The 23559-nt window shown below is 61.8% G+C and carries 21 protein-coding genes and 1 riboswitch; of the genes, 12 read left to right on the top strand and 9 right to left on the bottom strand.

The window, feature by feature from the left end; translation table 11 throughout:
• The first annotated feature begins 10 nt into the window (after window positions 1–10).
• From I2C21_RS00875 to I2C21_RS00895, 5 genes are all read left to right on the top strand, one after another.
• Window positions 11–1198, top strand: a complete 1188-nt coding sequence (locus I2C21_RS00875) for a DUF5711 family protein (protein WP_195278269.1) — start codon at window positions 11–13, stop codon at window positions 1196–1198.
• Between the two features lie 13 nt (window positions 1199–1211).
• Window positions 1212–1904, top strand: a complete 693-nt coding sequence (locus I2C21_RS00880; protein ID WP_101693413.1) for a CvpA family protein — start codon at window positions 1212–1214, stop codon at window positions 1902–1904.
• 32 nt (window positions 1905–1936) lie between these two features.
• Entirely contained in the window at window positions 1937–2473 is a 537-nt protein-coding gene (pgsA, locus tag I2C21_RS00885) for a CDP-diacylglycerol--glycerol-3-phosphate 3-phosphatidyltransferase (protein ID WP_101693414.1), read from the top strand.
• Window positions 2474–2612: 139 nt separating this feature from the next.
• Complete coding sequence (locus tag I2C21_RS00890; RefSeq protein ID WP_101693415.1) at window positions 2613–5156, top strand: ATP-dependent Clp protease ATP-binding subunit; 2544 nt, start codon at window positions 2613–2615, stop codon at window positions 5154–5156.
• A gap of 236 nt (window positions 5157–5392) precedes the next feature.
• Window positions 5393–6676 carry a nickel pincer cofactor-dependent isomerase, group 22 gene (locus tag I2C21_RS00895; protein WP_101693416.1) on the top strand — a complete coding sequence of 428 codons (1284 nt, stop codon included), beginning with the start codon at window positions 5393–5395 and terminating at the stop codon, window positions 6674–6676.
• A 149-nt stretch (window positions 6677–6825) separates the two neighbouring features.
• Here the strand turns inward: I2C21_RS00895 and I2C21_RS00900 are convergent, their stop codons facing one another.
• On the bottom strand, window positions 6826–7338 hold the full coding sequence (locus I2C21_RS00900; protein WP_101693417.1) for an SLOG family protein: 513 nt from the start codon (window positions 7336–7338) through the stop codon (window positions 6826–6828).
• Between the two features lie 186 nt (window positions 7339–7524).
• Window positions 7525–7659: riboswitch (FMN riboswitch) on the top strand.
• A gap of 107 nt (window positions 7660–7766) precedes the next feature.
• Here I2C21_RS00900 and I2C21_RS00905 point away from each other — a divergent pair.
• The 6 genes from I2C21_RS00905 to dinB all read left to right on the top strand — a co-directional run bounded on the left by I2C21_RS00905 (window position 7767) and on the right by dinB (window position 14931).
• A complete protein-coding gene (locus tag I2C21_RS00905; protein WP_101693418.1) occupies window positions 7767–8393 on the top strand; it encodes an ECF transporter S component in 627 nt (208 codons plus the stop codon).
• A gap of 384 nt (window positions 8394–8777) precedes the next feature.
• Entirely contained in the window at window positions 8778–9803 is a 1026-nt protein-coding gene (gene pheS, locus I2C21_RS00910) for a phenylalanine--tRNA ligase subunit alpha (RefSeq protein WP_193537542.1), read from the top strand.
• A gap of 80 nt (window positions 9804–9883) precedes the next feature.
• Window positions 9884–12568, top strand: a complete 2685-nt coding sequence (pheT, locus tag I2C21_RS00915) for a phenylalanine--tRNA ligase subunit beta (protein ID WP_195278270.1) — start codon at window positions 9884–9886, stop codon at window positions 12566–12568.
• Window positions 12569–12695: 127 nt separating this feature from the next.
• Window positions 12696–12944, top strand: coding sequence for an IreB family regulatory phosphoprotein (locus tag I2C21_RS00920; RefSeq protein WP_101693421.1), 249 nt, complete (start codon window positions 12696–12698; stop codon window positions 12942–12944).
• 120 nt (window positions 12945–13064) lie between these two features.
• Window positions 13065–13583, top strand: a complete 519-nt coding sequence (locus I2C21_RS00925; RefSeq protein WP_195278271.1) for a nitroreductase family protein — start codon at window positions 13065–13067, stop codon at window positions 13581–13583.
• A 121-nt stretch (window positions 13584–13704) separates the two neighbouring features.
• Window positions 13705–14931, top strand: a complete 1227-nt coding sequence (gene dinB / locus I2C21_RS00930) for a DNA polymerase IV (protein WP_101693423.1) — start codon at window positions 13705–13707, stop codon at window positions 14929–14931.
• 44 nt (window positions 14932–14975) lie between these two features.
• On the opposite strand, the gene I2C21_RS00935 is transcribed toward dinB, so the two are convergent.
• From I2C21_RS00935 to I2C21_RS00945, 3 genes are read right to left on the bottom strand one after another with little or no spacing between them, the layout of a single operon-like run.
• A complete protein-coding gene (locus tag I2C21_RS00935; RefSeq protein WP_195278272.1) occupies window positions 14976–15860 on the bottom strand; it encodes a radical SAM protein in 885 nt (294 codons plus the stop codon).
• Between the two features lie 12 nt (window positions 15861–15872).
• Window positions 15873–16949 carry a histidinol-phosphate transaminase gene (hisC, locus tag I2C21_RS00940; protein WP_195278273.1) on the bottom strand — a complete coding sequence of 359 codons (1077 nt, stop codon included), beginning with the start codon at window positions 16947–16949 and terminating at the stop codon, window positions 15873–15875.
• Window positions 16946–17140 (bottom strand): DUF951 domain-containing protein, encoded by a 195-nt coding sequence (locus I2C21_RS00945; RefSeq protein WP_101693426.1) that lies wholly within the window; start codon window positions 17138–17140, stop codon window positions 16946–16948. Before I2C21_RS00945 ends, hisC begins: the two co-directional genes overlap by 4 nt.
• A gap of 209 nt (window positions 17141–17349) precedes the next feature.
• Here I2C21_RS00945 and I2C21_RS00950 point away from each other — a divergent pair, with 209 nt between their 5' ends.
• Window positions 17350–18279, top strand: a complete 930-nt coding sequence (locus I2C21_RS00950; protein WP_286167177.1) for a S1 RNA-binding domain-containing protein — start codon at window positions 17350–17352, stop codon at window positions 18277–18279.
• A 95-nt stretch (window positions 18280–18374) separates the two neighbouring features.
• On the opposite strand, the gene I2C21_RS00955 is transcribed toward I2C21_RS00950, so the two are convergent.
• The 5 genes from I2C21_RS00955 to I2C21_RS00975 all read right to left on the bottom strand — a co-directional run bounded on the left by I2C21_RS00955 (window position 18375) and on the right by I2C21_RS00975 (window position 23529).
• Complete coding sequence (locus I2C21_RS00955; protein WP_101693428.1) at window positions 18375–19502, bottom strand: ABC transporter ATP-binding protein; 1128 nt, start codon at window positions 19500–19502, stop codon at window positions 18375–18377.
• 247 nt (window positions 19503–19749) lie between these two features.
• Window positions 19750–20877, bottom strand: a complete 1128-nt coding sequence (gene nagA / locus I2C21_RS00960; RefSeq protein ID WP_195278274.1) for an N-acetylglucosamine-6-phosphate deacetylase — start codon at window positions 20875–20877, stop codon at window positions 19750–19752.
• Window positions 20868–21620, bottom strand: coding sequence for a glucosamine-6-phosphate deaminase (nagB, locus tag I2C21_RS00965; RefSeq protein ID WP_101693430.1), 753 nt, complete (start codon window positions 21618–21620; stop codon window positions 20868–20870). The genes nagA and nagB overlap by 10 nt, the downstream gene beginning before the upstream one ends.
• A 39-nt stretch (window positions 21621–21659) precedes the next feature.
• Complete coding sequence (locus I2C21_RS00970; protein WP_195278275.1) at window positions 21660–22565, bottom strand: dihydrodipicolinate synthase family protein; 906 nt, start codon at window positions 22563–22565, stop codon at window positions 21660–21662.
• Window positions 22566–22707: 142 nt separating this feature from the next.
• Window positions 22708–23529 carry a carbohydrate ABC transporter permease gene (locus I2C21_RS00975; RefSeq protein ID WP_286167178.1) on the bottom strand — a complete coding sequence of 274 codons (822 nt, stop codon included), beginning with the start codon at window positions 23527–23529 and terminating at the stop codon, window positions 22708–22710.
• Window positions 23530–23559 lie beyond the last annotated feature (30 nt).

The raw sequence follows: 23559 nt of genomic DNA on the forward strand, positions 1-23559 counted from the left end.
GAGGCAATCTATGGAACTGCTGCAACCAAAGCCAACCCCACCCAAAAAACGCCCCAGCCGCCTGCTGCGTCTGCTGGCCTTTTTGGTGACTCTGGCCCTGATGGCCGGGGCGGTGGCCCTGGTGGCCAACCGGGACAAGCTGAATCTGGACGGGGTACGCCGCTGGTTCAACTACCGCTCTCTGGAGCGCAGTGACAGCGGCCAGGCCGAGTCCTTTTCCTACGACGGCGGAAGCGCCAGCAGCTTTGCCACCCTGGACGACGGGCTGCTGGTATGCTCTACCGCCTCCATCCGTCTCTATTCCGGCAGCGGAACCCTCTATGTGGACCAGACGATCTCCATGGAGCACCCGGTCATCCACAGCACCGAGCATAGCGCCGTGGTCTACGACGCGGGCGGACAGGATCTCTTTGTCTTTTCCGGAAAGGAGCAGGTCTTTTCCCTCTCCCTCAAGGAGGACGAGTCTCTTCTCTCGGCCCGCCTCAACCAGGAGGGCTCCCTGGTGGTAGTCGCCCAGGAGAGCGGATACAAGGGCACCGTGACGGTCTATGGGCAGGATTTTCAGCCCATCATGCGCATCAAGCTCTCCAGCCGCTTCGTGAGTGACGCGACCCTCTCTCCGGACGGCAAGTCGGTGGCTCTGGTCACCCTGGGCGTGAACGGGAGCACCTTTGAGAGCACGCTGGAGCTCTATCAGCTCTCCCGGACCGAAGAGGACGTCTCTCCCGATTACACCTGCTCTCTGGGCAATGACGTTCCCCTGGATCTGGCCTGGAAATCGGACGGAATCTGGGTCCTGGGACAGTCCTCCTTCACCCTGGTCTCTCCCAGTGGAGAGAATAAGGGGAGCTACGACTATTCCGGCCAGTACCTCAAGGGCTTTTCCCTGAACGGGGAAGGCTATGCCGTTCTCCTGCTGGGCAAGTACCGGGCCGGAAGCGCCGCCGACCTCATCGTGCTGGACCATACCGGCCTGGTCAAGGCATCCTCTTCCCTCCATGACCAGGTCTTTTCTCTCTCGGCCGCCGGCAATTACATTGCGGTGCTCTCGGCGGGACGGCTGGATCTGTACACCCCGGATCTCACCCTCTACCGGTCTCTGGAGACCACCCAGGGCGCCCGGCGGGTCATCCAGCGCTCCGACGGCTCTACCATGCTCATGAACGCCGACACGGCCCATCTCTATGTTCCCAACTGAGGAGGTTTTTTCCATGCCCTATCTGCTTGATCTGATCGTGGCAGCCGTCGCTGCCCTGTTTATCTGGAAGGGATGGCGCAAGGGTCTGGTCCTCTCCCTGTGCGGGCTGCTGGCGGTGCTGGTGGCCTTCGCCGGAGCGGGGATCGCTGCCCGCACCCTCTCTCCCGCCGTAGGCCAGGCGCTGGAGCCTAAGATCTCACAGCTCATCGAAGAGCGGCTGGAGGAAGGACTCTCCGCTCCCCCGCCGGCAGAGGAGGTATCCGCCGGCGAGGACCCCCTCTCCGACGTGCTCTCCGTCCTCAAGGATCTGGGGCTCTATGAGAATCTGGTGGACTCCCTCCAGCACACCGTGGAGGAGGGTATGAACGGGGCGGTCTCGGCCGCCGCCAGCGCAGGGGCCGCCATGGCCCAGTCCATCGCCTACCGCATCATCTTCCTGGTGTCCTTCACTCTGATCCTGGCCCTCTGGGGCTGGCTGAGCCGGGCACTCAATCTGGTGGCCCGCCTGCCGGGACTGCACTTTCTCAACAAGACCGGCGGCGCCGCCATCGGGCTGGTCAAGGCCCTGCTGGTGCTCTTTCTGGTCACCTGGCTGCTCCAGTCTCTTGGCCATTTTGTTCCGGAGGAGACGGTGGCCCAGACCACCCTCCTGCGCGCTCTGGTGGAGCACAATCCCCTTACTGCCCTGACGGATCTGGCGGTATGAGGCGCTTCACACCCATTGGGAGGTAAATCCGTATGAATGTACCAAATCTGCTCTCACTGCTCCGCCTAGCCATGGTGCCGGTCTTTGCGGCGGTCTTTTTCCTGCCCGACCCATCCGCCCGCAGCTGGGCTGCCGGAGTGTACGCCCTGGCCTTTGTTACCGATATCGCCGACGGCTGGATCGCCCGCCATTTCCACCAGGTCACCCGTCTGGGCCGTATCCTGGACCCTCTGGCGGACAAGCTGATGACCTTTACGGTCATTGTCTGTATCACCGCCGCGGGCATCATCCCCCTCTGGGCTGTGGTGGTCTTCTTCCTGAAGGAGGCCGCCATGGGCGTGGGAGCCCTGTCCATGTACCATAAGACAGAGGACGTGATCCCCTCCAACTGGCTGGGAAAGGTCTCCACCGGCGTGTTCTTTGTGGTGTGTGCCGCACTGGTCCTCTTCCCCGGCATTCCCTCCTCCTGGGCCACCGGCCTGATCACCCTGGCCCTGGTCCTGACCATCCTGGCCTTCGTGAGCTATCTCCTGCAATACCTCTCCCTCACCGGCCGGCGGAAGAGCTGATGCCCGGAACGGGACTTGTTTCTCCTACATTCATACGCAGTTCATAATTTCGGGCTAGAATCAATAAACTGGAGGGCGGCATTCTGTCCGCCCTCCCGCGCGCGGTCCAGCCGCGCCGGAAAAGGAGTTGAAATCATCCATGCAGCCGACACTCTGTTCCAGATGTCATAAAAATGTGGCCGTCGTCTTCATCCAGAAGATGGAGAACGGCGTGGCCAAGACAGAGGGCCTCTGTCTGAAATGCGCCAAGGAAATCGGCATTCAGCCGCTTCAGGATATGATGCAGAAAATGGGGATCACCGACGAGGATCTGGAGAGCCTCTCCAACGACATGATGACCGCCATGGGCTCCCCCGAGAGTCTGGCCGGTCTCATCCCATCGGAATCCGAGGAGGACGACGAGGAGGACGGCAAGACCGCCACCTTCCCCTTCCTCAATAAGCTCTTTGGCGCGGGCTCCAATCCCCGCTCGGAGGAAGAGCCGGGCGGTCCCTCCATGGACGGCCCCCGCCCCAACCGGGAGGAAAAGGGCAAGGGAGAGCGTCCCCCCAAGCGGAAGTTTTTGGAGAACTACTGCATCTCTCTGACCCAGAAGGCCGCCGAGGGCAAACTGGACAATATCATTGGCCGGGAGGAAGAGATCCAGCGCACCATCCAGATCCTCAACCGCCGGCAGAAGAACAACCCCTGCCTGATCGGTGAGCCCGGCGTGGGCAAGACCGCCATCGCCGAGGGCCTGGCCCAGCGCATCTACAACCGGCAGGTCCCCTATAAGCTCCTGGACAAGGAGGTCTATCTCCTGGATCTGACCGCTCTGGTGGCGGGCACCCAGTTCCGCGGCCAGTTCGAGAGCCGCATGAAGGGGCTCATCGAGGAGATCAAGAAGCTGGGCAACATCATCCTGGTCATCGACGAGGTCCATAACATCGTGGGCGCGGGCGATGCCGAGGGCTCCATGAACGCCGCCAACATCCTCAAGCCCGCCCTCTCCCGGGGCGAGATCCAGGTCATCGGCGCCACCACGCTCACCGAGTACCGCAAGCACATCGAGAAGGACACCGCGCTGGAGCGCCGCTTCCAGCCCGTCATCGTGGAGGAGCCCTCCATTGACGACGCGGTGAAGATCATCGAGGGCATCGCCCCCTACTATGAGAACTACCACTTTGTCTCCATCTCTCCCCAGATGTGCCGCCTGGCCGTCACCATGAGCGAGCGGTACATCACCGACCGCTTCCTCCCCGACAAGGCCATCGACCTCATTGACGAGGCCTGCTCCGACGTGAACCTCCACAACACCAATCTGGCCCGGGAGGCCCAGGTCCGCAAGGAGCTGGATGAGCTCTCCAAGGAGCGTGACCGGATGGTCAGCGAGTCCAACGACCGGGAGTACAAGCGCCAGAACAGCCTCAAGGCCAATGAGCAGAAGCAGGCCGAGCTCCGCCGCCAGCTGGGCAAGCTCAATGAGGAGCACGCCGCTCTTTCGGCCGCTCCCGACCAGGAGGCCGGCCTGCGGGACAACGAGCGGGAGGCCGCCCGCCTCCAACGGGAGCTCTCCGCCCTCAACAAGGACCACATCTCCCTCTCCACCGAGACCGACGGCAATCAGTATGAGCGCCTGGCCGAGATGAAGAGCCGCCAGCTCCAGCTGGAGGAGGAGCTCCACAAGCTGGAGGCCCAGAGCGCCCCGCCCCTCACGGTGGAGCATCTGGCCCGGGTCATCGAGCTGTGGACCAAGATCCCGGCCAGCCAGATCCAGGAGGCCGAGTATGAGCGTCTGGCCAAGCTGGAGGACCGCCTCAAGGAGCACATCATCGGCCAGGACGAGGCGGTAAAGGCTGTGGCCGCCGCCGTGCGCCGGGGCCGCGTGGGCATCGCCTCCAAGCGCAAGCCGGTCTCCTTCCTCTTCGTGGGCTCCACCGGTGTGGGCAAGACCGAACTGGTTAAGCGCCTGGCTATGGACATGTTCCACTCTCCTGAGTCTCTCATCCGCCTGGATATGTCCGAGTTCATGGAGAAGTTCGCGGTCAGCCGCATCATCGGCTCTCCCCCGGGCTATGTGGGCTACGACGAGGCCGGACAGCTCACCGAGAAGGTACGCCGCAAGCCCTATTGCGTGGTCCTCTTCGACGAGATCGAGAAGGCCCACCCCGACGTGCTCAACATCCTGCTCCAGATCCTGGACGACGGCCACATCACCGACGCCCAGGGCCGGAACGTGAACTTTGAGAACACCGTCATCGTCATGACCTCCAACGCGGGCAGCGACACCAAGTCGGCCGGCAGCGTGGGCTTTGGCCGCACCGCCAACGAGCAGGGCCGGGAGCGGGTCATGAAGGCGCTGGAGTCCTTCCTCCGCCCCGAGTTCATCAACCGCGTGGACGAGATCGTCTACTTCAACAAGCTCTCTGAGGAGAACTTCAAGGCCATTGCCAGCATCATGCTCACCGAGCTCCAGACCAACCTGCGGGAGAAGGGCATCACCTTCTCCTGGGACGAGTCCCTGCTGGATTACCTGGTGGAGAAGTCCTACTCCCTCACCTACGGTGCCCGCAACCTCCGCCGCCAGATCCAGCGGGATCTGGAGGACGGCATTGCCACCAAGCTCATCGAGAGCTATCTGCATCCTCTCTACGAGATCCGCGCCACCGCCCAGGACGGACAGATCCGCCTGGAAACTCAGTAAACGGTGTCGCAGGGCCCCGTGCCGCCAGTGGCGGCGCGGGGCCTTTCTCTCTTGACAATCCACACGGAAAGGGTCATAATAAACATGTATTATGTCTGAATTTGGTTTGTCTTTTTATATTGGAAATACATTCCGTATATCGGAATCAACGGCAGTTTGACCAGATCGGTTTGTCCCTGTAAGGTCCTTTCCGCCGGATTCGGTCAGACATTGTAATGACTAAGGAGGAATCGTCCATGGAAACCATTACCGACCTCATCAAAAATGTCCCCATTCCCAAGATGGTCAAGATCCGCGAGCGCTATGACGAGAGCCATATCCCCGCCGACAAGATCGCTGAGACCGTGACCGAGCAGCTCTCCCGGGATGTCATCGCCAGCCGCATCCAGCCCGGTATGCGCATCGCCATCACCTGCGGCAGCCGTGGCATCAACCACTATGCCGTCATGGCCCGGGCCATGGTGGACTTTGTCAAGTCCAAGGGCGCCGAGCCCTTCATCGTGGCCGCCATGGGCAGCCACGGCGGCGCCACCGCCGAGGGTCAGCGCCAGATCCTGGCCGACTACGGCATCACCGAGGAGAACATGGGCTGCCCCATCGTCAGCTGCATGGACACCGTGGAGATCGGTCTGTCCGGCGTGCGTCATCTGCCCGTGCGCATCGACAAGCACGCTGCCGCTGCCGACGGTATCCTTCTCTTCAACCGCATCAAGCCCCACACCTCCTTCCGCGGTAAGTACGAGAGCGGCCTGATGAAGATGATGGCCATCGGCCTGGGCAAGCAGCACGGCGCCGAGAACATCCACCACCAGAGCCCCGCCATCATGCACGAGCTGGTGGAGGAGTACGGCCTGACCATCCTGAAAAACTGCAACATCCTGGGCGGTATCGCCATCATCGAGAACGCCTATGACGAGACCTACCTCATCCAGGGCCTGAGCCCCGAGGAGATCATCACCGAGGAGCCCAAGCTCAAGGAGATCTCCTATCAGACCATCGCCCACCTCCTCTTTGACAAGTGCGACGTGCTGGTGGTGGACAAGATCGGCAAGAACATCTCCGGCGACGGCATGGACCCCAACGTCTCCGGCCGTTTCGTCCAGCCCAAGTACTGCTCCGGCGGCATCGAGGCCGAGAAGGTGGTCATCCTGGACCTGACCGACGAGACCCACGGCAACGCCCAGGGCATCGGTCTGGCTGAGGTCACCACCCGCCGTCTCTACAACAAGATGAAGCTGGAGATGACCTATCCCACCGGCGTGACCAACACCTTCCTCCACCTGATGAAGATCCCCATGATCATGGACAACGACCGGGAGGCCCTCCAGCTGGCCCTGTGCTGCTGCCCGGATGCGGAGGATCAGAACAACATGAAGATGATCCGCATTCCCAACACCGCCCACATCGAGTATATCGAGATCTCCGAGGGCCTGCTGCCCCAGGCCAAGGCCAACCCCAACATCGAGATTCTCTCCGAGCCCTATGATCTGGAGTTCGATGAGAACGGCAACCTGTTCTAATCTGTTTTGGGTCGCTCCGGGACTTGTCCCAAACGGAACTCCCGAAAAAACGTGAAAAACCCGGCGTCTTTTGAGCCCAATTGGCCCCAAAAGACGCCGGGTCTATATTTTTTCTCCGGGAGGCTGTTTCCAACGTTGGAGCGGTCCCTCTATCCTTCCGGCTCCTCCGGGTCCAGCAGGACCACTTTAAGCCCCTGCTTCATGGCGTAGGAGACGGTATACATGGTCCCCCCCAGCAGCCCGTCGTACACGGCGATGAGGCGGGAGGAGCGGTCCACCATGTAGCGGTTGCGCCGGAGCATGCATCCCTTGTCATAGTGCCGCTGCACCATGGTCTCCTTGTCGCAGTGCCCCACCAGGTCGAAATAGCGGTTTCTGGCCCCCTCGCTCCAGCGGGCGCACTGCTCTTCGCAGGGAATGGCGGCCTCTACCGTAACCCCTGCCCGCCGGTCCCGCAGGGCAAGGGCCGCCTCGCAGAAATAGAAGTCCGCTCCCTGGGCCATTCCGCAGATAAAGTGGCGGTATCCGTCCCGATACGCCGCCTCCAGTTCCCGGTCGATCCGGGCCTTGAGGGCGAGACAGCGGGGGTCCTCCTCCCGATTGCGCCAGGGCAGCTTCTCGGGCCGGTGCCCGGTAAAACAACACGTGGTGTCGCGGTCCATTCTTCTTCTCCCTTCTGCCGGACATCGGATGGATCGTCTCTTGTTCCCATCTCCATGCCTGTTATTTTAGTATATCCCCCTGCGGAAGTCAATTATTTATCGAACATTAGTTTCTTTTTCTTTCTCTCATTTTGGGGGTTGCATTTTCGAGATGTCCTGCTATAATAAAAACAGAACAACTGAATGTGATGTCTTCAGGGCAGGGTGAAATTCCCGATCGGCGGTATAGTCCGCGAGCGCGCTTGCGCAGACCCGGTGTAACTCCGGGACCGACAGTGACGTATCCTTTTGGATGCGAAGTCTGGATGAAAGAAGATGTGTCCGCTGGGAAGTGGTTCTCCACTTCCAAACACGCACCTCCTGTTTTGTGTTTGACACCTGAAAGACATAGGCTTTCAGGTGTTACTAGCAAAAAGGAGTGTTTTTTTATGTCCAATCCCCAGAACACCACCGCCGGCGTCTTTCCCCGCCGCAGCCTGACCCGCGTCCGCGCCCTCACCGTGACCGCGATGCTCTCGGCCATCGCCTTTGTGCTGATGTTCCTGGACTTCTCGGTCCCCCTGATCCCCAGCTTTGTAAAGATGGATATTTCTGAGCTGCCCGCTCTGCTGGCCGCTTTCGCCCTTGGCCCGGTCTACGGCACGGTGGTCTGCCTGGTGAAGAACCTGATCCACCTGATGATCACCTCCACCGCCGGTGCCGGTGAGCTGTGCAACTTCCTGCTGGGCGCCAGCTTCGTGATCCCCGCCGGACTCCTCTACCGCCGGATGAAGTCCCGCAAGGGCGCGCTCATCGGCGTGCTGATCGGCTCGGTCATCATGGCCCTCTTCTCCATCCCCCTCAACTACTATGTGACCTATCCCATCTACTCCAACTTCATGCCCATCGACGCCATCCTGGGGATGTACCAGGCCATCCGTCCCTCGGTCAACAGCCTGCTGGAGTGCCTGATCGTGTTCAACGCCCCCTTCACCCTGGTCAAGGGCCTCATCGACGCCGCCCTGTGCTTCCTGATCTACAAGTCCCTCTCCCCCATCCTGCACAAGGGTATGTAAGTTTCCATCCCGCCGTACCGCTGGTGCGGCGGGATTTTTTCGCCTTTTTTCGGAAAAGCGGGAAGTTCTCCTTGCAATTGAGCCCAAAACGTGCTATATATTATCTTACATGCAAAGAAGGGGAAAATAACGGTTTTCGACCCATCAGAGAGCGTCCGTCACCGGCTGAAAGCGGACGTTGGCGTCCCGCCGTTTGGTTCGCCCCGGAGCGGCCCTGGAGACAGGGACGGTTTCCCTCCGTTACCGGGGTCAGAGTGCCCGCGCAGTGCGCGGGAATGCGGGTGGTACCGCGGAAGGTTGGCCTTTCGTCCCATAACTTGGGGCGGAGGGCTTTTTTGCTGCCCTTCCCCTCACAGTCTACAAATGCTTAAAGGAGCGTACGATATGAAAGAGAAGCTGGAACAGATCCGCCAGGAGGCGCTCTCCGCCTTTGCCCAGGCCGGCAGCGCCCAGGACCTGGATGCCCTGCGGGTCAAGTACCTGGGAAAAAAGGGTGAGCTCACCAACGTGCTCAAGATGATGGGATCTCTCTCTGCCGAGGAGCGTCCTGTGGTGGGCCAGATGGCCAACGAGGTCCGTGAGGCCCTCACCGCCGCCCTGGAGGAGCGTCAGGCTGCCCTGGAGGAGGAGGCTCTCAACCAGCGTCTGGCCGCTGAGGCCCTGGATGTGACCATTCCCGGCAAGGCCCCCCATCTGGGCCACCGCCACCCCATGTATATCGCCCTGGACGAGCTCAAGGATATCTTTGTGGGCATGGGCTTCACCGTGCTGGACGGCCCCGAGGTGGAGCTGGCCGAGTACAACTTTGACAAGCTCAACGCCGAGGAGGGCCATCCCTCCCGCGACTGGTCGGACACCTTCTATTTTGACCAGGACAGCCGGGTGATGCTCCGCTCTCAGACCTCCCCCATGCAGGTGCGCGCCATGGAGACCATGGAGCTGCCCATCCGCATCATCGCCCCCGGCCGGGTGTACCGCAAGGACGAGGTGGACGCCACCCACTCCCCCATGTTCCACCAGGTGGAGGGCATGGTCATCGACAAGGGCGTTACCATGGCCGACCTGAAGGGCACCCTCAACACGGTAGTGGAGCAGCTCTACGGCAAGGGCACCAAGACCCGCTTCCGTCCCCACCACTTCCCCTTCACCGAGCCCTCCTGTGAGATGGACGTGCAGTGCCACAAGTGCGGCGGCGTGGGCTGCCCCACCTGTAAGGGCGAGGGCTGGATCGAGATGCTGGGCGCCGGTATGATCCACCCCAAGGTCCTGAAGATGGCCGGCATCGACCCGGAGGTCTACTCCGGCTGGGCCTTCGGCATCGGGCTGGAGCGCACCGCCATGCGCCGCTTCAAGATCGCCGACCTGCGCCTCATCTTCGAAAACGACGTGCGGTTCCTGGAGCAGTTCTAAGGCGGCCCTCCGCAGCCGCAGGGGCGGTCAGAGGCCGTCCCCACGATGAAAAGCCTGATGTGATAAGGGAGTTTTAAGATATGAATCTATCTCGTAAATGGCTCGGCGAGTTTGTCACCGTCGACGCCTCCGATCATGATTTTGCAGAGGCCATGACCCTGTCCGGCTCCAAGGTGGAGACCACCGAGAACCTGGGCGCAGAGATCTCCAATGTGATGGTGGGTAAAGTGCTGTCCATGGCCCGCCACGAAAACAGCGACCATATGTGGGTCTGCCAGATCAACGTGGGCGAGGCCGAGCCCGTTCAGATCGTCACCGGTGCCTGGAACGTCCATGTGGGCGACCTGGTCCCCGTGGCCCGGCACAAGTCCACCCTGCCCGGCGGCGTGAAGATCGAGAAGGGCAAGCTGCGCGGCGTGGTCTCCAACGGCATGCTCTGCGGACTGTCTGAGCTGGGTCTGGAGGAGCGGGACTTCCCCTATGCCGCCATCACCCCCGCTGCCCTCCTGAACGACTACCATCCCCTGGATGCGGACAAGCCCTCCATCCCGGCAGACATCCAGGCCGGCCACAAGGTCTTTGGCCCGGTGATCTGCGCCAAGGTGCAGGCGTGCGAGACCCAGCCGGACGGCAGCTTCCGCGTCTTTCTGGATCTGGGCGAGGGTACCGCCGACACCACGACGGCCTGCCCCAACCTCCACGAGGCGGATCTGGTGGCCTACAACACCAAGTCCGGCTCCATCTGCACGCTGGAGGATCTCCACGCGCAGCAGGCGGAGTTCCCCCACTGCATCCCCGACGGCATCTTCATCCTCCGGGAGGAGTGCAAGCCGGGCGACGATATCAAGGGTATCATCGGTCTGGACGACTCGGTGGTGGAGTTTGAGATCACCCCCAACCGCCCCGACTGCCTCAGCGTCATCGGCCTGGCCCGGGAGGTTGCCGCCACTTACGGCGCCCCCCTGCGCCTCCACACCCCCGTGGTGAAGGGCGGCGGCCCCGGCAATCTGATCGAGCTGCTGGATGTGGAGACCCCCGATCCCGACCTGTGCCCCCGCTACACCGCCCGGATGGTCCGCAACGTGAAGATCGGTCCCTCCCCCAAGTGGATGCGGGAGCGGCTGCGCGCCATGGGCGTGCGCCCCATCAACAACATCGTGGACATCACCAACTATGTGATGCTGGAGTACGGCCAGCCCATGCACGCCTTTGACTACCGCTATGTGAAGGGTGGCAAGATCATCGTCCGCCGGGCCAGCGAGGGCGAGGAGCTCACCACTCTGGACGGACAGGTCCGCAAGCTCAACGCCAATCACCTGGTCATCGCCGACGAGCATCGCGCCGTGGGCCTGGCCGGCATCATGGGCGGTGAGAACAGCGAGATCGTCTCCGACACGGTGGACGTGGTGTTCGAGTCGGCCAATTTCGACGGCACCTGCATCCGCAAGGGCGCTCTGGCCCTGGGCATGCGCACCGAGGCCAGCGCCAAGTTTGAAAAGGGCCTGGACCCCATGAACACCCTCCCCGCCGTGGACCGTGCCTGTGAGCTGGTGGAGCTGCTGGGGGCCGGCGAAGTGCTGGACGGAGTCATCGACATCCTCAACTATGTGCCCCACCCCCGTGTTCTCCCCCTGGAGCCCGACAAGATCAACGCCCTGCTGGGCACCGAGATCTCCGGCGAGGAGATGGTCTCCATCCTGAAGAAGCTGGACTTTGGAGTGGAGGACGGCATGGTCACTGTCCCCTCCTGGCGCGGCGATGTGGAGGCCATGGCCGATCTGGCCGAAGAGGTGGCCCGTTTCCACGGCTACAACAATATCCCCACCACCCTCATGCGGGGTCAGACCACCCGGGGCGGCTACTCCCCCGAGCAGGAGCTGGAGCGCTCTCTGGGCCAGACCTGCCGCAGCTTGGGCTATGACGAGATCATCACCTACTCCTTCATCAGCCCCACCTACTATGACAAGATCCGCTGGGCGCCCGACGATCCCCGCCGTGCCTCCATGCGCATCTGCAACCCCCTGGGCGAGGATACCTCCATCATGCGCACCACCATTCTCCCCTCCATGCTGGAGATCCTGACCCGCAACTACAACTACCGCAACAAGTCCGCCCGCCTGTATGAGCTGGGCCGGGTCTACTTCCAGCGGGAGGACGGCATGGCCGACGAGCCCAAGGTCCTCTCCCTGGGCGCCTACGGCGGCGGAATGGACTTCTACACCCTCAAGGGTGCGGTGGATTCCCTCCTCTCCTCGATCCGGGCCGAGCATGTGACCTATGAGGCCGTGTCGGATAACCCCTCCTACCATCCCGGACGCTGTGCCCGGGTCCTGGTGGACGGCCGCGAGGTGGGCGTGCTGGGTCAGATCCATCCCCTCACCGCCCGGAACTACGGGGTGGACGCCGAGCTCTACTGTGCGGAGCTCTCCTTCCCCGCTCTCTTTGCCGCCAAGGGGGCCGATCCCCAGTATGTGCCTCTGCCCAAGTTCCCCGCTGTCACCCGTGACATCGCCGTGGTGTGCGACGAGGCCGTCACCGTAGGCGCGCTGGAAGATTCCATCCGTCGGGGCGCCAAGGGTCTGCTCAAGGAGGTCACCCTCTTTGATATCTACCGCGGCAAGGGCGTAGACGAGGGCAAGAAATCGGTGGCCTTCAGCCTGGTCCTCCGTGCCGATGACCGCTCCCTCACCGCCGAGGAGGCCGACGCCGATGTGGCCGCCATCCTGAAGGCCCTGGAAACCGAGCTGGGCGCCGTGCTCCGCTGAACAGAATAAACCGCCTTCTATTCCACAAACTACTTCTTAATGTTTCGTGAATTTTGGTCTGGCCCCTTTACACTCCGCGTTTTTTCAGTTAAAATAGGGGACAGAAGCATAAGGAGGTGTGATTGTCATGCATACGGATTATACACGCAGATTCAGTCTCAATTATGAGAAGGATCAGGAGATCAAGGACATTCTGACCTCTGTCTATAATTCTCTGCAGGAAAAAGGGTATAACCCCATCAATCAGATCGTGGGTTACATCCTCTCGGAAGATCCCACTTATATCACCAACTATAACAATGCCCGTGCGCTGATCCGCAAGCTGGATCGGGACGAGCTTCTTCAGGAGCTGGTGAAGCAGTATCTCAATAGCTGAGCAGACGGAGGGTCCGGTTTTACCGGGCCCTCCGAGATTTTTATTTGCATTTTGCAGAAAAAAGGTATAAAATGGATGTATCCAAATGCGGCACTGCCGCTTCTGTCATGAGGTGATTGTATGGAATTCTTTGAAACTGTTGCCAAGCGTTACAGCCACCGGACGCCCTTTTTGGACCAGCCCGTGCCAGACGCCGATGTCCGCAAGATCGTAGAGGCCGGTATCCAGGCCCCCTCCGGTCAGAATTGCCAGACCACGTCCTTCGTGGTGGTCACCGATCCCGACCTGCGCAAGCGCATCTCCGAGGTCCTCTCCACCCCCGCCACCCAGACGGCTCCCGTCATCCTGGTGGTGCTGAGTGAGCACGTGGTGGCCCCCTGCGGTATGGCCTTCGAGGTGGAGGATTATGCCGCCTCCGTGGAGAATATGCTCCTGGCCGCCACCGCCCTGGGCTATGCCACCGTCTGGATGGACGGCATGACCAAGGCCCCCGCCGCCTGTGCGGCCATCGCTTCCCTCCTCCACGTTCCCGAGGGAAAAACGGTGCGTACCATTCTCCCCCTGGGCGTTCCCGCCGAGGTGGGCGAGCCCAAGCCCCGCAAGTCCTTTGAGGAGCGGGCCCACTACAACCAGTTCTAAGATCCAGACGCCGGTCCCCCTAAAAAGGGACCGGCGTCTCTTTTTTTGTTATAGAACATTCGTTTGACATAGGACACGGAATCTCTTATAATAGAATCCAGAACAACAAGGGGGGAGCGCCATGGACCGGGTCATTCTGCACTGTGATCTCAATAGCTTCTACGCCTCGGTGGAGCTTCTGGACCACCCGGAGCTCCGGGAAAAACCGGTGGCCGTCTGCGGCGATCCGGAGAGCCGCCACGGGATCATCCTGGCCAAAAATGAGCCCGCCAAGCGCTTCCAGGTCCGGACCGCCGAGACCATCTGGCAGGCCAGGCGCAAATGTCCCCAGCTCATCCTCCTCCCCGCCCACCGGGAAAAATACCGGCACTTTTCCCGGGCGGTCAACGCCATCTATGAGCGCTATACCGATCTGGTGGAACCCTTCAGCATTGACGAGAGCTGGCTGGACATGACGGGCTCCCTCCACCTCTTTGGCGGCGACGGAAAGGCGGTGGCCGATGAGATCCGCTCCGTGGTCCGCCGGGAGACCGGGCTCACCCTCTCGGCAGGGGTCTCCTTCAACAAGATCTTTGCCAAAATGGGGAGCGACTACCGGAAACCGGACGCCACCACCGTCATCTCCCCCGAAAATTTCCGCACGCTGCTCTGGCCCCTCCCGGTCACCGATCTCATCTTTGTGGGCCGGGCCGCCGCCCGGACCCTGGAGCAGTACGGCGTACACACCATCGGGGATCTGGCCCAATTTGACCGGGAGGCTCTGGTGCGGGTCCTGGGCCGTCAGGGCGTGACCCTTCACGCCTATGCCAGCGGCCGGGAGCACAGTCCCGTGGTCCCGCTGCGGGATATGCCGCCCCCCAAGTCGGTGGGCAACGGCATCACCTTCCCCCACAATCTGGTGGGCTGGGAGGAACTCCGCTCCGGACTGGCCCTCCTGTGCGACAGCGTGGCCGGACGGCTGCGGGAGGTGGGTCTCAAGTGTACCACCGTCCAGATCACGATCCGGGACCCCTCCTTCCGGGACATCTGCCGCCAGAGCCGGCTGAACGCCCCCACCTTTGTCACCCGGGAGCTGCTGGACGCCTCCTTTGCCCTGCTCCGGGGTGTCTGGCGGGCAGAGGCCCCGGTGCGGGCCCTCACGGTCACGGCCCAGCACCTGATCCCGGAGGACGAGGCCGCCGAACAGCTGGATTTTTTCTCCGCCGACTCTCTCCCCCGTCGGGACCGGCTGGAGCGGCTGGAGCGGGCAGTGGATCAGGTCCGCCGAAAATATGGACACGACGCCCTCTCCCTGGCCTCCTCCGTAACAGGAGAAACCCCACCCTCGGATCCCCAGGTTCCACTATGACAAAAACGCTTCCGGACTTTTGTCCGGAAGCGTTTTTCAATCGATTACAGTCCGCGGCCGTATTCGCTGCGCAGCAGCTCCTGGTCCTCCAGGGCCAGATCGATGGCCGCGAGCATGGCCTGCCGGTCCTCGGGCAGACCACCCTTGAGGGGCAGATAGTTGGAAGCGTGGTCACAGGTAAAGTGCAGCGGGTCCACGTCCAGGTGCTCCAGCAGGAGACGGGTCTCCTCCAGGGCCTGGGGCCCGGTGATGAGCTGGAACTCTCCCCGCTCCACCTGCTCCCCCATCTCGGTGCCCGGCTCAGGCATATAGGTGAGGGCCGAGAGATGGCGGGGCTTCATCTGGTTCATCATCTCCGCCGTGGCCAGGATGTGCCGGCGGGAGGGCTCCCCGGGACCGGCCAGTCCCAGCAGAACCATGACCCACAGGTCCAGGCCTGCCTCCCGCAGCCGGATGCCGGCCTCCAGCATCTCCTGCGCGCCCACACCCTTCTTGATGGTGTGAAGCAGCTCATCCGAGCCGGTCTCCACCCCCAGATAGACCCGGTACAGTCCGGCCTCCCGCAGGGCACGCAGCTCTTCCGGGGTCTTGGTCAGGGCCGAGCGGGGACCGGCGTAGGCGGTGACCCGCTCCAGTTCCGGGAAGGTATCATAGAGCTTTTTCAGGATGGCCAGCAGCTGCTCGGTCCGCATAATGACGGCGTCGCCGTCGCACAGAAAGACCCGCTTGACCGGCCGGCCCATCCGATTATAGTAGGCCCGGGCCATCTCGATGTCCTCAAAGATATCGGCCATGGGGCGGATGTGGAACTGCTTGTCCTTGTACATGCTGCAAAAGGTACACTTATTATGGGAGCACCCCACAGTGACCTGGAGCAGATAGCTCCGCCACTCTCCGGGGGGACGGTAGATATTTCCTTCGTAACGCAAGGGATTTCCTCCTTATTTCTGTGCTTTGTCACGGCCGAGTGTCTGACGCAGGACCTGGATCAGCTGCTCCATCTCCTCTTCGGTGCCGATGGTAATCCGCAGATAGTCCTCAATGCGGGGCTTGCCCCACCAGCGGACCAGGATGCCCTGTGCCCGCAGGGTGTCCAGCAGCTCCTTCCCTCCCCGCTCCGGATGGGAGACAAAGAGGAAGTTGGCCTGGGAGGGACAGACCCGGAAGCCCAGCTCCTCCAGAGCGGCGGCCGTCTTTTCCCGGGTGTCCATGATGCGGCGGCGGTTTTCCTGGAAATACGCCTCGTCCTCCACCGAGCCCTGGGCCGCCGCCAGGGCGATCCGGTCCAGGGTATAGGAGTTAAAGGAGTTTTTCACACAGTTGAGGGCCGCGATGAGATTGGGGCTGCCCACCGCATATCCCACCCGCATCCCTGCCAGAGAGCGGGATTTGGACATGGTGCGCACCACCAGCAGATTGGGATACCGGTCCAGCAGGGAGAGGGCCGACTCTGTCCCGAAGTCCACGTAGGCCTCGTCCACCACCACCGCGGCGGTGGGATTGCCTGCGGCCAGCCGCTCCACCTCCGCCAGAGGCAGAGCAATGCCGGTGGGGGCGTTGGGATTGGGCAGGATCACGCCGCCGTTGTTCCCCAAAAATTCCTCTACCGGGATGGTGAAGTCCTCCCGCAGGGGGATCTCCCGGTAAGGGATTCCAAAGAGTCCGGCGTAGACCGGGTAAAAGCTGTACGAGATATCCGGAAAGCAAATGGCCCGCGCCGGATCGAAGAGCCCCTGGAAGCAGAAGGCCAGCACCTCATCCGAGCCGTTGCCCACAAAAATCTGCTCCGCCTTCACCCCGTGATAGGCCGCCAGTGCGGCGCGCAGCTGCCCGGCCTCCGGATCGGGGTACAGGCGCAGCCCCTCCCCCACGGCATGCTTTGCCGCCTCCAGCGCCCGCGGCGCGGGCGGATAGGGATTTTCATTCGTGTTGAGCTTGATGAACGTCCGGTCCTTGGGCTGCTCCCCCGGCGTGTAGGGGACCATGTCCCGAATGCGGCTGCTCCAAAATTCTTTCATGTCTCCGGCCCCTCATTCCGCTTGATTTTTTTGATATTCTTCTCCGCCTTGCTGCGGGGGAGCATCAGTTCATGTCCGCAGCCGGCGCAGCGCAGCTTGAAATCCATGCCAACCCGCAGGACGAGCCATTCCCGGCTTCCACAGGGGTGCTGCTTCTTCAGCTCCAGCACATCGCCCACCCGTACATCCATGGCAGTTCATCCTCTCCATTTATTACTTTACTTCGCTGCATTATTATATCCCATGAGGCGGTCGGACGCAAGCCCCATTCTCGGGGCCTCCCGGCCACACAGCCGTAGGTATTATTATAAATTCCCCGTTCTTTTCTGTCAATTCCGGGTTGCGGGGCGCATATAGTGCTCTATAGACCCCTATTGGATATTGAAAGGATCTGGTCGTTTTGACACGCTTTTTCCTGCCTGAGGGCCATCGCCTGCACACGCCAGAGAACCGTGCCGCCTGTTCCTCGCCGGAGGGACTGCGCCGTGCCATGGAAACAAAAACCGTACTGGAAGGGACCGCACTGCTCTGTGACGCCGAACACAACCTGACGGTCGCCCTGGGAAACGGCCGCCTGGCCACCATCCCCCGGACCGAGGCCGCCCTGGGCATTGCGGAGGGGACCACCCGGGACATCGCCATCCTCTCCCGGGTCGGGCGGCCGGTGTCCTTCCTGGTGGATTCCATACCGGAGGCGGGCGGGCGGCCCATCCTCTCCCGGCGCAGAGCCCAGCGCATGGCCCTGGACCTGCTGCTCACCCAGGCCCGGCCGGGCATGGTACTTCCCGCAGTGGTGACCCACCTGGAGCCCTTCGGGGCCTTCGTAGACCTGGGCTGCGGGGTCACCTCCATGATCGGCATCGAAAATATCTCAGTCTCCCGCATCTCCCATCCGGGACAGCGCTTTACCATCGGACAGTCCATCTATGCGGTGGTACTGGACATAGACCCCCAGCGGGAGCGCATCTACCTCACCCACAAGGAGCTGCTGGGCACCTGGGCGGAAAATGTACGCCCCTTTCACCCGGGCATGACGGTACCAGGTATCGTGCGGGGGATCAAGGAGTACGGTGCCTTTATTGAGCTCACCCCCAACCTCTCCGGGCTGGCCGAGGCGCGGACCGACCTCACGGAGGGGGAGCGGGTGTCGGTCTTTCTCAAGTCCATTGCCCCCGACCGCATGAAGATCAAGCTTCTCATCATCGACCATCTGCCTCCGGAGCCACCCACACCCCTCCCCTATTTCATCACAGAGGGACGCATGGCCTACTGGCGCTATGCCCCGGCGGGCTGTACCCGTGTGGCGGCTGAGACGGTTTTTCTGGATTGAGCCATGACGCAAAAAGGACCCTGGCCCAGTGGGCCAGGGTCCTCATTTCTCAACACACAGTCACTTTTGAAAGACGCGCAGTTCGCCCGCCTCTATTACTCCAGAGCCAGCAGGTTGGCCTCGGTCTCGGGGTTGAAGAGGTGCAGCAGGTCATTGCGGAAAGTGAAGTGGACCTGGGTACCGTAGTTGATACCGCCACGATGCTCCTCGGGCAGGTCGGTGGTGGGAACACGCAGCACCACGTCCTTGCCGCTGGCATTGACGTGCAGGTGCACCTCGGAGCCCATCATCTCGGACACGTCCACCACGCCCTTGACGCTGGTCTCGGAGGGCTCGGACACGAAGGAGATGTGCTCGGGACGCACGCCCAGCGTAATGTCCATGGGAGCTACGTTCCGGGCCTTCAGACCGGCCTGGATCTTCTCACCGGGGGTGATCACAGCGCCCTGGCAGCGGACCACATACTGGTCGCCGTTCTTCTCCAGCTTGGCGTCGAAGAAGTTCATCTGAGGCATGCCGATGAAGCCGGCCACAAAGATGTTGGCGGGATGATCAAAGACCTCCTGAGGCGTGCCGATCTGCTGGATGAAGCCGTCCTTCATGATGACGATACGGTCGCCCAGAGTCATGGCCTCGGTCTGGTCATGGGTCACGTAGATAAAGGTGGTGTTGATGCGCTGACGGAGCTTGATGATCTCGGCACGCATCTGGTTGCGGAGCTTGGCGTCCAGGTTGGACAGCGGCTCGTCCATCAGGAAGACCTGGGGCTCACGCACGATGGCGCGGCCGATGGCCACGCGCTGGCGCTGGCCGCCGGAGAGGGCCTTGGGCTTGCGCTGGAGGTACTGGGTGATGTCCAGGATCTCGGCCGCCTCTTTCACCCGCTTGTCGATCTCAGCCTTGGGCAGCTTGCGCAGCTTCAGGGAGAAGGCCATGTTCTCATACACGGTCATGTGCGGATACAGGGCGTAGCTCTGGAAGACCATGGCGATATCGCGGTCCTTGGGCTCCACATCGTTCATGCGCTTGTCGCCGATGAGGAGATCGCCCTCGGAGATATCCTCCAGGCCGGCGATCATCCGCAGGGTGGTGGACTTACCGCAGCCGGAGGGGCCGACCAGGACGATAAACTCCTTGTCCGCAATCTCCAGGTTGAAGTCGTGCACCGCGGTGACCTTGTTGTCGTAGATCTTCTTGACATTCTTCAGGCTGACAGTTGCCATAGGTTGAGGACCGTAGGAGCGATGCCTCCGCAAGCACTCCCTCGTCCATGGAGAGCGAAACTCCAGGGACGTTACGGCAGGTCTCCACACTGCCGCACCGCCGGTCCGGCGGATTTCCTCCTTTTTTACCGCTCACCCTCCCCTATGGAAATGGAGTAGGAGAGGGTGGCTGGAATGGTGGCGCAGCCGCGCCGCTGTCTCTATTATGCCAGAGAATCAAGCCTTTTGCAAGGATATTTTTGTGCTTTTATACAGTTCCGTGGACCAATTCGCCCTTGAGGAAGACGGCCTTGAGCTCCAGATTTTCATCCAGCACGGCCAGGTTGGCCAGCTTGCCGTTCTCAATGCTGCCCACGCGGCTGTAGATGCCGATGGCCTTGGCGGGGTTCACCGCGGCGGCCCGGACCGCATCCTCCAGGGGGATCCCGAAGGAGACGGCGGTCTTCATGCAGTTCATCAGGTCGGTGACCGAGCCGGCCAGGGTGCCGTCCTCCAGCGTGGCGTACTTGCCCTTGACCTGGACCGGCTGACCGCCCAGGGTGTAGTCCCCGTCGGGCATACCGGCGGCCCGCATGGTGTCGCTGATGAGGATGACCCGCTTGGTCCCAAAGAGCTGGAACACGGCCCGCACCACGCTGGCGTGGATGTGGACGCCGTCGCAGATCAGCTCAGCCATGCACTCGGGGGTGTCGAAAGCCGCGCCCACCACGCCGGGTGCCCGGTGGGTAAAGGGCGGCATAGCGTTGAAGAGATGGGTGGCCTGCCGGGCGCCGGCGGCATAGGCCGCCATGGCGGTATCATAGTCGGCGGTGGTGTGGGCGATGGAGACCGTCACCTCGTCGGCGACTTCCTTGATGAACTCCAGCGCGCCGGGCTCCTCCGGGGCGACCGAGACCAGCTTCACCAGACCCTCGGAGGCCTCCTCCAGGCGGCGGAGCATGGCCACATCGGGCTCATGGAGCCAATCGCCGTTCTGGGCGCCCTTCTTGGCCCGGGAGAGGAAGGGCCCCTCCAGGTTCACGCCGCACAGCAGAGCGCCGCTCTTGCTGTTCTTCCGATGCTGGGCCGCGTTCTTGCAGACCTTGATGAGCTGCTCCTCCAGCAGGGTCATGCCGGCGGGGCAGATCTGAGTGACACCCCGGGAGAGCTCATAGTCGGCCATGACCTGGAGGCCCTCGGGATCCGCATCGCTGAAATCATGGCCCTTGGCGCCGTGGAAATGCACGTCGGTGAGACCGGGGATCAGATAGTACCCGGACAGGTCGGCGCTCTTCCCGTCGGAGCTGTGGTCGGCCAGCAGTTCTCCCTCAATGCACACATCCCGGGAAACAAAGCCGTTCTGGACGTCAAATACCTTTGCTCCGGTCAGCCGCATACGGGAACACCTGCCTCTACCAGTTTGCTCAGCGCTTCCTTATCGCCCACCAGGGTCACATCGGGGTGGAGCTGGAGGATGGAGGCGGGCACTTCCTTGGTGACCGGGCCGCAGAAGGCCTTGTACACGATGTCCGCCTTGGCCGCACCGCTGACCACGATCAGGATCCGGCGGGCCTGCATGATGTTCTTGATGCCCATGCTCAGCGCCTGACGGGGCACATCGTCCTTGCTCTCAAAGAAGCGCTTGTTGGCCTCGATGGTGCTCTCGGTCAGGTTGACCAGATGGGTCTCCAGACCGAAGTCGTCGCCGGGCTCGTTGAAGGCGATGTGGCCGTTGTGGCCCATGCCCAGCAGCTGCAGGTCGATGCCGCCCAGATCCCGGATGAGCTTATTGTACTCGGCGCACTCCACCGTGGGGCTCTTGGCCAGGCCGTTGAGCACGTGAGTGTTCTCGTACTTGATGTCGATATGGTCAAAGAGGTTGCTCTGCATGAAGTAACGGTAGCTCTGCTCATGACGGGGAGAGAGGCCGTAGTACTCGTCCAGGTTGACCGACTTGACTTCCGCAAAGCTCAGGTCGCCCTTCTTGTACCACTCCACCAGCTGCTGGTAGGCACCCACGGGGGTCCCGCCGGTGGCCAGGCCCAGCACGCTGTCGGGCTTGGTGATGACCTGGGCCGAGATGATGTTGGCGGCCCGACGGCTCATGGACTTATAATCTTCTGCCAGATAAATTCTCATGATAATCTCTTCCTTCCTGTTGTGCCCTCAGGCATCCCATCAGCAGTATTTGGCAATGGCCGCGTCGATCCGGGCCGTGCAGGCGTCCACAATGGCCAGATCGCTCTCCACCAGAGCGGGCAGAGGCTTGCGGACGGAGCCGCACTCCACGCCCTTCTTGGCCAGGATGGCCTTCATGGTGGCATAGAGGTTGCCGTGGGCGGAGCACATCTGATAGATGATGCGGCAGATCTCGTTCTGGATCTCACGGGCGGGCTCCATCTCGCCCTTCTGGAAGTGCTCACGCACCTTCAGGAAGAGCTCGGGCATGACGGCATAGGTGCCGCCGATGCCGGCGCAGGCGCCCATGGCCAGGCCGGAGATGAACTGCTCGTCGGGACCGTTGAAGACGATAACGCCCTCGTCACGCCACATCTGGATGTCCTGGGTGGGCATGGAGGAGTTCTTCACGCCGATCACGCGGGGATTTTTCTTCATCTCCTTCAGGAGAGAGGGAGTCAGAGCCACACCAGCCAGCTGGGGGATGTTATAGATGATGAAGTCAGTGTTGGGGGCGGCGGCGGAGATATCGTTCCAGTACTGGGCGATGCCGTACTCGGGCAGGTGGAAGTAGATGGGCGGGATGGAGGCGATGGCGTCCACGCCCAGACTCTCGGCATGGGCAGCCAGCTCCTGGCTGTCGGCGGTGTTGTTGCAGGCCACGTGGGCGATGACCACGACCTTGCCCTTGGCCTCAGCCATGACGTTCTCCAGCACCACCTTGCGCTCGGCCACGCTCTGGTAGATGCACTCACCGGAGGAGCCGCCCACATACAGGCCGTTGACGCCCTTGCTGATCAGGTGGCGGGTCAGGCCGCGCACACGCTCGGGAGAGATATTCCCCTCGTCGTCATAGCAGGCGTAGAAAGCGGGGATAACACCCTGGTACTTGTTCAGATCGCTCATTTTGATTCACTCCAATAAATTATGTGAGCCGGCAGGAAACAGGGCCCGCCCCGCTTTGCAGGGCGGGCCCTCCTGTCAGTTCCAGCACGTTGCGGATAACCGGATCAGACATCGTCTGAAAGGGACTCCAAACACAGTAATCTTAACCCTTTACCGCGCCCATGGCAATACCCTGTGTGAAGTATTTCTGGAACGCGATGAAGATTGCCACGATGGGGATAGCCGCCAGAGCAGCACCGGCCATGATGAGGCCGAAGTCGCTGGCCATCTCGCCCTGGAGTCTGGCGATACCGAGGGAGATGGTCCACTGGGTGCGGCTGTTGAGCATGATCAACTGCAGGAAGTAGTCGTTCCAGGAGTTGACGAAGGTAAAGATGGCCAGCGCACCCACGCCGGGCTTGATCATGGGGAATACCACGCTGAAGAAGGTACGCAGCTCGCCGGCGCCGTCCACCCGGGCAGCCTCCAGCATCTCGGTGGGGATGGTCTCGGAGAACTGCTTCATCAGGAACACACCGAAGGGCCAGCCTACGGTGGGCAGGATGACGGCCCAGAGGGTGTCATGCAGGTGCAGGAAGTTCATCTCCTGCAGCAGGGGGATGACGATGACCTGCTTAGGCAGAGCCATGGCGCACACCAGCAGGCTGAAGAGGATCTTGCGCCCATAGAAGCGCTTCTTAGCCAGGGCATAGCCGGCCAGAGCGGCAGTCAGGCAGGTCAGCACCATGGCGCCCACGGCCATGATCACCGTGTTGGCCAGCCACCGGAAGGCCGGCTGGCTGAAGAGCTTGGTGTAGTTCATCAGGGTGGGCTCCAGCGGGAACCACTGGGGCTGCTGGGCATTGATGGCCGCAGCGGTCTTGAAGGAACCGGTGATGATCCAGTACAGCGGGAAAATGAAGAAGACAGCCAGGAGGAAGAGGATGACAAAGGCGAATGCCCGATATCCCTTGGACTGTTTCATGGCAAGACTGTTGTTCATCTCTTCACCCCC

Source organism: Clostridium sp. J1101437_171009_A5, assembly GCF_015547905.1.
Lineage (GTDB): Bacteria > Bacillota > Clostridia > Oscillospirales > Oscillospiraceae > Pseudoflavonifractor_A > Pseudoflavonifractor_A gallinarum.

Coding starts and splice junctions, on each gene's coding strand:
- I2C21_RS00875 (WP_195278269.1), top strand. CDS start 11: ATGGAACTGCTGCAACCAAAGCCAACCCCACCCAAAAAACGCCCCAGC.
- I2C21_RS00880 (WP_101693413.1), top strand. CDS start 1,212: ATGCCCTATCTGCTTGATCTGATCGTGGCAGCCGTCGCTGCCCTGTTT.
- pgsA (WP_101693414.1), top strand. CDS start 1,937: ATGAATGTACCAAATCTGCTCTCACTGCTCCGCCTAGCCATGGTGCCG.
- I2C21_RS00890 (WP_101693415.1), top strand. CDS start 2,613: ATGCAGCCGACACTCTGTTCCAGATGTCATAAAAATGTGGCCGTCGTC.
- I2C21_RS00895 (WP_101693416.1), top strand. CDS start 5,393: ATGGAAACCATTACCGACCTCATCAAAAATGTCCCCATTCCCAAGATG.
- I2C21_RS00900 (WP_101693417.1), bottom strand. CDS start 7,338: ATGGACCGCGACACCACGTGTTGTTTTACCGGGCACCGGCCCGAGAAG.
- I2C21_RS00905 (WP_101693418.1), top strand. CDS start 7,767: ATGTCCAATCCCCAGAACACCACCGCCGGCGTCTTTCCCCGCCGCAGC.
- pheS (WP_193537542.1), top strand. CDS start 8,778: ATGAAAGAGAAGCTGGAACAGATCCGCCAGGAGGCGCTCTCCGCCTTT.
- pheT (WP_195278270.1), top strand. CDS start 9,884: ATGAATCTATCTCGTAAATGGCTCGGCGAGTTTGTCACCGTCGACGCC.
- I2C21_RS00920 (WP_101693421.1), top strand. CDS start 12,696: ATGCATACGGATTATACACGCAGATTCAGTCTCAATTATGAGAAGGAT.
- I2C21_RS00925 (WP_195278271.1), top strand. CDS start 13,065: ATGGAATTCTTTGAAACTGTTGCCAAGCGTTACAGCCACCGGACGCCC.
- dinB (WP_101693423.1), top strand. CDS start 13,705: ATGGACCGGGTCATTCTGCACTGTGATCTCAATAGCTTCTACGCCTCG.
- hisC (WP_195278273.1), bottom strand. CDS start 16,949: ATGAAAGAATTTTGGAGCAGCCGCATTCGGGACATGGTCCCCTACACG.
- I2C21_RS00945 (WP_101693426.1), bottom strand. CDS start 17,140: ATGGATGTACGGGTGGGCGATGTGCTGGAGCTGAAGAAGCAGCACCCC.
- I2C21_RS00955 (WP_101693428.1), bottom strand. CDS start 19,502: ATGGCAACTGTCAGCCTGAAGAATGTCAAGAAGATCTACGACAACAAG.
- nagA (WP_195278274.1), bottom strand. CDS start 20,877: ATGCGGCTGACCGGAGCAAAGGTATTTGACGTCCAGAACGGCTTTGTT.
- nagB (WP_101693430.1), bottom strand. CDS start 21,620: ATGAGAATTTATCTGGCAGAAGATTATAAGTCCATGAGCCGTCGGGCC.
- I2C21_RS00970 (WP_195278275.1), bottom strand. CDS start 22,565: ATGAGCGATCTGAACAAGTACCAGGGTGTTATCCCCGCTTTCTACGCC.
- I2C21_RS00975 (WP_286167178.1), bottom strand. CDS start 23,529: ATGAAACAGTCCAAGGGATATCGGGCATTCGCCTTTGTCATCCTCTTC.